The 11,895-nt window shown below is 31.7% G+C and carries 7 protein-coding genes; all 7 read right to left on the bottom strand.

Annotation, left to right across the window (positions count from 1 at the left end; all coding sequences use genetic code 11):
- Nucleotides 1-3: 3 nt before the first annotated feature.
- On the bottom strand, nt 4-2,667 hold the full coding sequence (locus Q0762_RS03115; RefSeq protein ID WP_298763441.1) for a family 78 glycoside hydrolase catalytic domain: 2,664 nt from the start codon (nt 2,665-2,667) through the stop codon (nt 4-6).
- A gap of 143 nt (nt 2,668-2,810) precedes the next feature.
- Nucleotides 2,811-4,721 carry a hypothetical protein gene (locus tag Q0762_RS03110; protein WP_298763439.1) on the bottom strand — a complete coding sequence of 637 codons (1,911 nt, stop codon included), beginning with the start codon at nt 4,719-4,721 and terminating at the stop codon, nt 2,811-2,813.
- A 133-nt stretch (nt 4,722-4,854) separates the two neighbouring features.
- Entirely contained in the window at nt 4,855-7,329 is a 2,475-nt protein-coding gene (locus Q0762_RS03105) for a BNR-4 repeat-containing protein (protein WP_298763437.1), read from the bottom strand.
- A 130-nt stretch (nt 7,330-7,459) separates the two neighbouring features.
- Entirely contained in the window at nt 7,460-7,774 is a 315-nt protein-coding gene (gene rhaM, locus Q0762_RS03100; RefSeq protein WP_298763435.1) for an L-rhamnose mutarotase, read from the bottom strand.
- 300 nt (nt 7,775-8,074) lie between these two features.
- Nucleotides 8,075-8,950, bottom strand: coding sequence for a T9SS type A sorting domain-containing protein (locus Q0762_RS03095; RefSeq protein ID WP_298763434.1), 876 nt, complete (start codon nt 8,948-8,950; stop codon nt 8,075-8,077).
- Nucleotides 8,951-9,099: 149 nt separating this feature from the next.
- A complete protein-coding gene (locus Q0762_RS03090; RefSeq protein ID WP_298763433.1) occupies nt 9,100-10,020 on the bottom strand; it encodes a T9SS type A sorting domain-containing protein in 921 nt (306 codons plus the stop codon).
- A gap of 79 nt (nt 10,021-10,099) precedes the next feature.
- Nucleotides 10,100-11,770 carry a T9SS type A sorting domain-containing protein gene (locus Q0762_RS03085; protein ID WP_298763432.1) on the bottom strand — a complete coding sequence of 557 codons (1,671 nt, stop codon included), beginning with the start codon at nt 11,768-11,770 and terminating at the stop codon, nt 10,100-10,102.
- Between the last annotated feature and the right edge of the window lie 125 nt (nt 11,771-11,895).

Here is an 11,895-nt window from a genome sequence, read left to right as displayed (position 1 = left end):
AGTTTATAATTTAATTTGATAGCTATAAGTACCAGCATTTACAATTTTTACATCATTTTTATTATTCTTGGATGTTTTTGGTAAATGAATTTCTGCTGTTGTATTTGGAGGAATCGTTGCCTCTAAATAAAATACATTATTTTCAATTTTCCAAGAAGAAGATGCTTTTCCATAAGGTGTGTTTACACTTGCTTCTGCAGCAGTTAGTGGTTGATTAGGAATTGGTGCAATTTTAATTTTCTTATAACCTGGTTCTAAAGAAGATAAACCTGCAATACGCTCATACATCCACTGGCCAACAGCTCCATAAGCATAATGATTTAAACTGTTCATACTTTGTGGATTGTAGCCATCTGCTTTACTATAACTATTCCAACGTTCCCACATTGTGGTTGCTCCTTGATTTATAGAGTAAAACCAAGAAGGGTAGGTTTCTTTAAACAAGATTTTATACATCAATTCAATCTCGCCCATATCATCTAAAACTTTAGGTAAAATTGGTGTTCCTAAAAACCCTGTTCCTAAATGATTGTCTGCATTTTTAATAGTTTCCAACAAGTGTTTTTGCGCTTTTATTTTGGTTGCTGGTTGTAATAAATCAAAATAAATGGCTAATAAATAACTGGTTTGTGTTTGAGTTCTGTTTTGATACTTTCCGTTTTTATCGAAAAACTTGTTTTCAAAAGCTAAAGCGATTTCTTTATATAAGTTTTTGTATTTTTTTTCATCATCAACATTACCTAAAACGCCAGCAATTTTAGATACTAAATGAGCTGAATGTGCAAAATAAGCAGTATTTACAAAACTTCCTGGTGTATCACCTCTATTTCCCATTTTTCCACTTTTTTTAGGAAATGGTTGCAGCCAATCTCTAAAAGAATGTATGGTTGGTATGTAATTATTTGATTTAGATTGGTAATAACCTACCCATTTTTTAGCCATTTCAAAATTTTCTTCCAAGACTCTTTTATCTCCTGTAATATTGTAAATATCCCAAGGAATAATTACGCAGGCGTCTCCCCAGCCAGAACTTGCTCTGTTATTTTGAAGCACATCTGGAATAATAAAAGGTACCAAACCATTTTTGTGTTCAGATTGTGTTTCGCGCATACTTTGCAACCAAGCTGTCCAAAAAGCATGCATTTTAAAATTATACATTGCCGTTGGCGAAATAACTTGTGCATCTCCTGTCCACCCTAAACGTTCGTCTCTTTGTGGGCAATCTGTAGGAATGTCTAATAAATTATCTCGTAAACCCCAAGTAATATTACTTTGTAGTTGATTTAATTTCTCGTGAGAAGAACTAAATGTACCGTTTACATCAAATTCAGAGTGTTGTACCAAACCTTTTACCCAATTTTTATTTGGTTTTACAGCAGCATCAAAACCTGATAATTGGATATATTGAAAACCATGAAAGGTAAATTTTGGTGTATATTCTATAACGCCATCTTTTGCAGCAATATAATAATCTGTAGATTTTGCAGAACGATAATTTTTGGTGTAAAAAGTGCCATCAGCTAATAACATTTCAGAAAAACGAATGGTTAAAGTGTCTCCTTTTTTCATAGGAACAGTTACTTTGGGTACACCCACCATATTTTGTTTTAAATTAAAAACTACTGCTTTTTTAGTAGCTGAAACTATTTCTGCATCTTCTAAAACAACCATTTGTTTTACAGTTGTATGACGTTTTGGTTCTAATTTTACACTATCTGCAATGGCTTCTATTTCTGCGTTTTTCCAAGAAGCATCTTCAAAGTTAGCTGTATTCCAATTTGGTATTTCTAAGTTGGCATCATAAACTTCGCCATCATACAAGCTTGCCAATCTAATTGGGCCATTGGTGGTTCCTTTCCACGTTTCATCAGAAATAATTGTTTTTTTAGAACCGTCTTTTAAAGTAACTTCTAATTGACATAAAACTTTAGGCGATGCAAAGTTTTCATAAACCGCTTTTCCTCTGCTTATTCTCCCAGAGTGCCAACCTGAAGCTAATGCTACTGAGACCGCATTTTTTCCTTGAGATAGGAGGTGAGTAACATCATAAGTTAATGTTTCAATTCGCTTATTATATGGTGTCCAACCTGGTGTTAATACATCGTCACTAATGTCTTTTCCATTCAAATGCACATCAAAAACACCTTTTGAGGTAATGTATAATCTTGCTGATTTTATATCTGATGATAAATCAAATCCTTTTCTTAAATATTGTGGCCTGTGCATTAAAAATTTACGCACACCTTTTATACTATCTTTTGCTGTATCTAATCCTGTCCACTTTGCATTCCAATCTGAGTTTTTTAATAAACCTAATTCAAAGTGATTGACATTACTCCACGCAGAAGCATTGTTGTTTTGATTCCAAAAACGTACTTGCCAAAATACTTTTTGACGAGAGTTTAGTGTTTCTCCTTTATAGTTGATAAAAGTTGATTGTGCACTTTCTTGTTTTTTAGAATCCCATAAATCGGCATTATCTGGCAATAAATCTTTAGAAGAGGCCACTACAATTTGATATGCAGATTGTGACATTACGTTTTCTGAAACTGGCAATTGCCAAGAAAAAGTTGGTTTTGGATTGTAAAAACCAATCGGATTTTTAAAACCTTCTGAAAGTGTTAATTCTTTTGGTTTTTGAATATTTTCTTGAGAACAAGACAACATCACTAGAAAAAAAGAAAAAATGGATAGATAAAAAAAAAGAGATTTGCGCATTATTAATAACTATTAGATTAATATATAATTACGCAATCTCTTTTATTTTTCAAAAAAAACCATCCTGCTGTATCTCGATTATTAAGTGTTTTTTAAATTACTGTTATAGCACAAGAAATTTCTGTTATTCCTTTAGGGAAAGAGAGTAATAATGGTAAAACTTCCATACCTGGTACTTGATTAAAAATACGTTCCTTTTCCATTTCTTTAATTTGTATGGCAACATTAGAAGTTATTTTAACAACACCTTCTTTTTTATGAATTTCTAAACTATTTGCTGATGATTGTACCACCTTTTCTCCAGTTTTAGAAATAATTGGCAATACTAACGTATCTCCATTTGCTGCTATACTTGTTCTTTTTGCTTTTATAGTTGTAGACTCGTTATCAAAAATATAATTCAATTGAAATTCAGAATCGTTAGCAACAACTTCTTTTTCTCTATTGGTTAGGTTTGTTGCTACATTAAAGTTGATAATTCCATCTTTGTCTGTAAAACTTGCTTTAGCTTTTAAATCGTGAATATTGGTGTACCAAATATCATTTACAAAACGTTCTACTCTTGGTGTAATACAAAAGTCTATTCCTGGTTGTGGTTGTTGATTATTTGGCTCTACCATTAAATATTCTGCCATACTTGCTGTAAACAAAGGGCCAACTTTATTGTGCCACAAAACATTTAAAGCACCTCCAGTACCTGCAACTGAGTATTTTTTCTTCCAAATTTGATCATAAGTAGAGACTGTACTTTTCCAAGGACCTCTTGCACCTAACCAAACATCTAGTTCTGGAAAATGTTTTACACCATCATTAGTACTTCTTGGCACAGAAGTTTCTTTAGTAACCGATTTTGTAGCCTCTAAATTATCTAGCACAAAAGCTAAATTTTTTGCATGAGAAAAGGTATGATGCATACAAGGTTTTACGCCATGAGATTCATAATGTAAACCACCTGCTAAAAGGCCGTTTACTGTGCAACGTGCTAACAATTCTGTACTTAAAAAAGCTGCTGTACCCAAGGCTGGATTTCTATCTGCCATTAGTGCAAACGCAGGCTGACAACCATCTGTAGTTCTGCTGCCCCAATAAGACCATTTGTTTTGTCGGGTTCCAAAGCTATTGTCCCAAGCGCCATCTGGCAACATAAATTCTAAATGCCCATTCATAGATTCTGTAAGCAAGTCTAAAAGTTTTTCATCTTTTTTTAAGATAGCATATTGCACAACACCATTTAAAGTTTCCTCTACATTATAACCAATATCAATTGGATATAAACCTTTTGCACTTTTATCATTATCTGGTTTATCTTCTCCAAAAATTAATTTATTAGGTGCTGTTAAATAATCTGGAATTAACGCAGCAAACTCATCACTTCTTTTGATGTATTTTTCTTCGTTAAAATAAGTTCCTAAAAAGTACAAGGCGTATACTGCAGTAAAACGATAGTTGATATGACTAAAATGCATATCAAAACGATTGTACACAAACTCAATAGCTTCTTTTAATCTGGCATCCCATTTTGCTTTGTCTTCTTTAGATAATATATGACCATGATGATGCAACGCTTCACCTAAAGCAATGGCTCCAAAAACAGTAATTCCGTTCCAAGATTTTGGGTTGATGTCATTGGTCCAACTTCCTTTTGGGCCATCAACATTTACAGACCAATCTAACAATTTTAATGCAGCATCTAAATATTTTTGTTCTCCTGTTGCATCTGCCATATACATAAATGGATACACAGCATCGTTTGCACGACCGTGCACAGTTTCACAAGCATGACAATATAATGTTCCGTTTGTAACAGGGTCATTTGCATCATTTACTTGATCGCGAATCATAGCATCACACCAAGTTTTTAAAAGATCAAAAGACTGTTTTTGAAATGCAGTTAAATCTTCTAGGTTAATGGCTTTGTGATGATTTGAAGTACAAGAATGTAAAGGCAAAAAAAGCCCTAAACTACTTAATGCAGAAAGTTGAACAAAAGAACGTCTTTTCATAAGTTTGGTGTATGCGATATATTAAAGTCTCTAAAATACTTTCTCTTTTTTTGAACTGTATCCTGTGCTATACCGCAAAAAAAATCATCCTACTTAAAAAATAGGATGATGATTATTAAAGTGAAGCACTTTTTTATTCTATAATTAATTTCTTATTGATTACTTTTTGATTATCACCAATAATTCTTACCAAATATACACCAGATTTAAATCGGTTATTAGTATTTATTAAAACGCTTTCTTCTGATGACACTGTTTTGTAAACTTCCTTTCCAAGGATATCATAAATTTGCACAGATGTTTTTGTTAAACCTTTAAAAGATAAAGTAAAGTTATTTTTTGCTGGATTTGGATAAATAGCTACTGAGTATAATTCAATTTTTTCGTCGGCAATACTTAATGGTGCTTCATTGGCCAACTCTAAAAACCATTTACTTCTGGCATCATTTATATCTGCAACAATGTTATAAAAACTATCATCATCTTGATGGTATAAAAAGTTGTTGCCATCTTTAACATTAAATCTATAAACATCTTCAGTTTCTATGTAATTAGATGTCCAAACTTTATCCACATCGCTGTTTGGTGAAGGTCTGCCTGTACTTATTATAGTATTTCCTGCTCCAGAACCTGCACCTCTTAAAACTCCATTTACTTCACTATCTATATTGTAGTATTCTTTATCTCCAATATTTGTTTTAACAAATTTCCAATGCAAAGAATCATCGTTAGCAACATAATCACTTTCCTCTACGCTAGATCCAGAAGATTTTAAATATTTTCCTGTTGCAACGTTTTTAAATCGGTAAACTTTACCATTTATAGCTGTAGGATCAAAAACTAGTGCGTTAACAGTTATTTCTGAAGAAGAAACTGTTTCATTGTTATTATTATACGCTACTGCTTGAATGGTATGTTCACCTTCCATACTTGGCGTCCAACTTACAGCGTATGGCTTGGTAGTATCTTCATTAAAAGCAGTGTCATTTATTTTAAATACTACTTTTGTTATACCTACATTATCATCAAAAGCATTTGCTGAAATTTGAACTGCTTTGTCTACATAATAATTTTGACCATTAAAAGGTGATGTTAATGTAACTCTTAATGGTTCTTGTACTACATCTAAATCTATAACCTGAAGATACAAAGGCATTGCATTACCAGATTTTTTTTCCATTAAGTAATAGTACAATTTTCCATTGTTTATATATGCTCTACCATGATCCCAGCTTTTGCCGGTTCTTGCTTCATATACAGTACTAAAGCTATTTGTGCCTCCTGCTGCTTTTTGAACAAAAACTCTATTATTTTTTAAGCCGATAATATAAACACTATTTCCAGAGGTGTAAATTCTGCTTCCGCCAGCAAAATCTTCTGAAGTAATAAAATGTGATGCTCCTGAAGGTTTGTAGGTATGCAGCGTTTTGGTTACATTATTTTGTAAATCTCTAACTTTACTAATTATATGCACGTCATCATTTTCTGTAACTGTCCAATCAAAATCACCAACTATATTAACTTTACTGGTTTGTGTAGTTTGCACATAATCTCCAGGTTCCATTATTTTTATTTTATCCGCATCAAAAAGAGGTAAAGAAAATGGTTGTCCATCATGAGATTTCCAATTATCTGCCCCAGATTGATTGTCTGAATACGCATAATATACACCATTCTGATATTGATATTTATCGTTATTATTTGCAGATCTTCTTTGGAAACCAATTCTAATTTTTCCGTTTACATATTTCATATTACCATAAAGACCCCAATTGTGCGTAATTCCTGGTTGACTTCTGGCATTTAATACATTAAAATGAGTAAAATTAGACCACGTTGATGTATCTGCATCATATTTAGAGAACTTATACGCTCCATTATTATTACCACCTTCTCTTAAATACACAAATAAATCTCCAGAATCGTTTTGAAAAAACTGAGGATACGTTAATGCAGCATATTTAGAATATTCTTCTGCTGGAAACCCTGGTCTGCCGCTATTTAAACTTAAATGTTTGTAACCACCACTGCTATTTTTAACAAATTTATCTAAAGTAAATTCTGAATCTGGCAAAGAAACCGTATTCTTAACAGAATAAGAATATCTAAAATAATCTTGACTTAAACTACCGTTAGAAGGTCTTGTTCTGCTATAGGCATGCATGTCATATACCATATGAATTGTTCCATCTAAAGGGCTAACTTCTAAACCAATAGTATTGTGAGATTCTCCAATCCAAGGTTTGTTTTGAAAACCTGTGTGCCTGTGAGGAAACTCTATCGTAGCTTTTGTACCTGTAACTGTGTTGTAACGTGTAAGCATTACATGACGATCTTCTTCACCACCTCTATACCATGTCATAAAAACATAATCGCCAGAAGTTTTAATGCAATCTCCATGGGCTGAAATATTTCTACCAAAATAAAAGTCATAAGAACTGGTATTTCCATCATTTGTATCAAATTTAGAACCACTTCTAACTTTACTTCCATTAAAATGTAAGCCAAAATCGGTAATTTTCACTTCCTTTTCTAAGGTTACTTGAGAAAAAGTAAATAATGCTAAAAAAAGAAAAATAGCAGTGGTAAAGGTGTTTTTATAATGCATATTATGATTATTTTTTAAAAAACTTTGAGTATCGTAAAGTTAACCATAAATAAGCTAATAAACCATCTTGTTATGTCCTGTTAGAAATTAAAGGTTTCTAAAACAGATAGTTTTAGTTTTTTTAAAAATCTTAAGGCATATAAAAAACTTCTTCTAAAGGTATAGAAACAGGAGAGTTGTCTGGATTTACTTCCATAATATCTGCCATAAAATCCCACCATTTTTTTACAATTTCTTTGGATGCCAAGTCTTGCGAGCCACCATCTCCAGATACTTTTTGAAATGCAAAAAGTGTATTGGTTTCTTCGTCTAAAAAAATGGAATATTCACTAACTCCGTTTTCTTTAAGTAATTTTTTAAGTTCTGGCCAAAGTTCATTGTGACGTTTTGTATACGCTTCTTTTTGTCCAGGATTCAATTTCATTTTAAAGGCTAGTCTTTGCATGGTATTGTTTTTTGTGCTAAAATAACTATTTTATATTTTTATAAAGATGTTTATTGTTTTTGTGTTGATTTGTTTCTGCTTTAAAATTAAAAAAGCTATAAATATCAACTTAATTCTTTAAGCTTTTAAATATTTTTAAAAGCTATATTTTTTTCTTGTTGAGTTTTTTTTCAAATTTTTTATACTAAAGAATTTTTTCTATGCTAACATAAAACAGTAGTTCCTGGAACAAAAAAAATCATTCTATCTTTTTAAAGATAGAATGATTTATAATAAATACTTTATGTGTTTACTAAAAAATTATTGCTTTACAATTTTTTTAGTAAATGAACTGCTTTCTCCAACCAATTCAACAATGTATAAACCAGAAGCTAGGTTGTTTACATTAATACTTACGTTGTTTTGATTATCTATTTTTCTAGATAACATTTTACCACCTAAAATAGAGTAAACGTTTACTTTGTTTATTTTAGAAGTTTCACCACTAATATTTAAGAAATTATTTACTGGGTTACTAATAGTAAAAGCATCTGCACTAAAGCTTTTAACACTTGCTGTAGGTAAATCTCTTACAAAATGGTAATCAATTACATCTATTCCTCCACCATCAAACTGTACAAGGTCACCCGCTGCAGATGGAATTACACCATATCTTGAGTTCTTTAGAGCATCACCTGCCTGTACAAACAATGCATTGTTTACAGCGCCTGCTGGATTAGATCCTGCTGCATCAGGATCACCATTTGCATCTACTTTAGCTTTTCTTCTTTGAAACTGATCTAAACCAGACCAATCTGCTTCTTCAACCTCTTTAGGAAGTCTTTGTTCCACAGTTAGCGTAACATTTGGATAATCTGCTACAGTAGTTGGATCTATACACATAGTCCAAACATTACCCCCAACATTTGCTGTTATTTCCATTAAACCAGCAGCGGCTGGTGTTCTATGACCTACTATAGCAAACTCTTGAGTTGATGCATCACCTGTTGTTATTTCTTCTGCCCATTTTAATGAAACTGGGGTTGTGGTTCCATCAATTGTCATAAATAAAGTAGTACCTCTTGCCCCTATTCTATAAATAGCATCTTTAGTCCATAATATAGCTTGCGCCTGAGTAGCTGATGCTATAAAAAGTACAGCAACAAATAAAGTTAATTTAAGTAATTGTTTTTTCATAATTTTATGTTTTATAATTGTTAATATTTTGCCAAGATAGTTAAAATAATGTAATCAAAGCATCCTGTACAATCCTGAATTTATAAAAAAAAATGACATATTCTTTCATGAAAAGAATATGTCATTTTTAAAAGTTTAATTATTTTGAACTATTCTTTTATCACTTTTTGAGTAAAAGAACCATTGTCTCCAGTTAATTTTACTAAATACATACCACTAGATAAACCAGTAACATCAATATCTAAACTAGACTGTGCAGTAACTTTTTTTGTTAATACTTGCTGACCAAGTAAAGAAAATACTGAAACTTGTTTTACGTTATCTGTGATTCCTTTAATACTTAATGTATTATTAATTGGATTTGCAATAGAAAGAGAACTCACATCAAATTGTTTGTTGCTTAAAACTTTTTCTCCTGTTTCAGTTTCAAAAACAAATTGCTCTATTCTTGGTCTAGAACCTGTTAAATCTCCTAAATTTACATCATGAAAATTTAACCATTCATAATTTGTATCAGGCATAATTGCTCTGTTACCGTTTGTTTCTAAACCGATAGTAGCAACATTAATTAGCTGGTAAGATGTTTCATTTGCATCGCTTGATGCTGCAACAACAATAAATTTAGCCAAATCATCGTCAAACGGAAAACCATTTCCTCTAAGTCTAGATCTACTTGATGATTGACCTATTTCATTTAATTCTAAAACACCATTTCCACTTCCTTCTTCTTCAAATTTACTTACAATATTGTAAACTTGCCACATTTGACCAGATTCAGCAGGATATTCTGCCATTTGTTCACCTAACTCAACAAAAGCAAAAAGTTGAAGATCTGGGGTATCTGTATTTAATAATGTTAAATTTAAAGAGTTTTGTCCAGGTCTAACTGTTGGGTATACGAATTGGCCAGCAAAAGGTGCTGTTTTACCAGTATTATATTCGTCTGGTGATGCTAATGCTGTTCTTAATCTGTAAAAAGTTTTTGATTCAAAATCTACTTGTGCATACGCTTGAAAAGCAAAAGCACATAAAGCTAAAACTATTAAATTTTTAAAAGTAATTTTTTTCATAATTCTATATTTTATATGTTAGACCTTAAATTTAATGGTAAAAACAAGTATGTGTATCCTGTACTGTACTGTATATCTTTTAGTTGAAAGATAGTTTTTTAATAATTTTTTTATCAGTTTTTAAGATGTATAAACCTTTTGGAGACCCTGATAGATCTATTAATACTCCTTTTCCTTCTGCTATTTTACTTCCTAAAATAGAATATACCGTCCAATTAGTAGATTTACTTAAATTGAAAATGCCATTTTTACTGGGTATTGGATAAACATTTAAATTGTTTTTTGAAGTCGTTACTTCATCTATAGACAAAGTTTCTACATTAAAAATTTGTGAAATTTTATTAACGGATAATGGTGGTAGTGTAATTGATCCTGAGCCTTCTTTTACAATTTCTAATTGATTGCTATTGTAAGGAACGCTATTAACCAAACCTAAGTTATTAAATATTAAAGCCTCGTGTTTAAATTCTTTAGTATAATTAGTTCCATTAAAATTTAGTTGAAAACTTACAGGTTTATCGGTTAGATTTACAGCTATAACTTTTGTTTCTCCAGCGTCATTTGTAGTTGCTCTTGCATTTACAGCATTTACTGAACCTCTAGCAACTGTTAATTTAGAGGAAGCTGTAATTGTGCTTTGTAACATAGTAGCGTCTCTGTAAACGTCTTGTATAATTTCATATGTTGATAAATAACCTCTTTTTCTTAAGGGATAAACGGGTTGTCTTTTACTATCTACAACTACCATTGCATTTAAAACACGATTAAAACTAAACCAATTTGCTCTTTCATAAATATCTTGATTTTCTGCCATAAACATAAATACATCTGCCATTCCTAAACAGGCTCCTCCATGTACATTGCTTCCTGCAGAAACGCCCCATTCTGTTAACCAAACAGGTTTTCCTGGGGCAAAACTTCTTACCCAATTTACGTCTTCTGCTAATTCTAATTTAGCTGTTAACAAAGCGCTATAAGCACTATTGCTTTCTCCAGGAACATCTGGATCTGCACCTAGGTATTTATGAATTGTAATGGCATCAAAAAAATTACCATCACCTTTTACAGTATTGTTATAATCTTGGTGACTTCTTCTCCAACTTAATGGTAATGATAGTTTAATATCTGGGAATTCTGCTTTTAAAGCTGTAGAAACTTCTGTAGCTGCTGCCAAATACATTTCTGGTGTTGCTGTTCTTAAGGCTCTTTGTCCTCTCCAAAAATGCTCGTTTCCTAATTCTATCGCTTTAACTTCTAAGCCTAAGCCCATATCTTTTTTAGCTCTAGCAACACTGCTTGCTCCGTCATCAAAATTAATGGTATACGTCCACATCATATCATAACCTTTGCCGCCTGTTCTATTTTTCTTTCGGGTATTTAATGCAGCAATACCATTTATATGTCCTCTTACAAATTTAACGAAGTTATTTAATACGGCTTGATGATTTCTATTGTCATAACTATCTTGCTGATAACCGTCTGTTTTCCAATCGTAAAAATTTGCCCAAACTCCATGAGGAAAACGTATAGTTACTGGGTTTACCAATTCTAAAAAATCTTTTTGAGTATTCGTATTAAACCCTTCTATATTATAACCAATCAATTTATTGTTAAACACTTCTTTTTCAGATGTGTTTACATCTAAAGTTGCTGTAATTGTATTTGGTAAATTAAACGGGTACTCTTGCGCGTTTGTTGCACAAACAAGTACGCTACAAAATATGCTAAAAATTATTAATTTGTTTGTCATAAAAAAATATTTAATGTATTTCCAAGATACTGTAATTATAGGTCATTAACATCCTGTAGAGTACTGATTGGATATGTTAAAATTGATACAATAAATTGGTTACAGATAAACGGGCTTAAAAAAAG

The sequence above is a fragment of the uncultured Polaribacter sp. genome, assembly GCF_947495205.1.
In the GTDB taxonomy this organism is placed as follows: domain Bacteria; phylum Bacteroidota; class Bacteroidia; order Flavobacteriales; family Flavobacteriaceae; genus Polaribacter.
This window is presented reverse-complemented; position numbering and strand designations above follow the sequence as displayed.

Coding starts and splice junctions, on each gene's coding strand:
- Q0762_RS03115 (WP_298763441.1), bottom strand. CDS start 2,667: ATGTTGTCTTGTTCTCAAGAAAATATTCAAAAACCAAAAGAATTAACA.
- Q0762_RS03110 (WP_298763439.1), bottom strand. CDS start 4,721: ATGAAAAGACGTTCTTTTGTTCAACTTTCTGCATTAAGTAGTTTAGGG.
- Q0762_RS03105 (WP_298763437.1), bottom strand. CDS start 7,329: ATGCATTATAAAAACACCTTTACCACTGCTATTTTTCTTTTTTTAGCA.
- rhaM (WP_298763435.1), bottom strand. CDS start 7,774: ATGCAAAGACTAGCCTTTAAAATGAAATTGAATCCTGGACAAAAAGAA.
- Q0762_RS03095 (WP_298763434.1), bottom strand. CDS start 8,950: ATGAAAAAACAATTACTTAAATTAACTTTATTTGTTGCTGTACTTTTT.
- Q0762_RS03090 (WP_298763433.1), bottom strand. CDS start 10,020: ATGAAAAAAATTACTTTTAAAAATTTAATAGTTTTAGCTTTATGTGCT.
- Q0762_RS03085 (WP_298763432.1), bottom strand. CDS start 11,770: ATGACAAACAAATTAATAATTTTTAGCATATTTTGTAGCGTACTTGTT.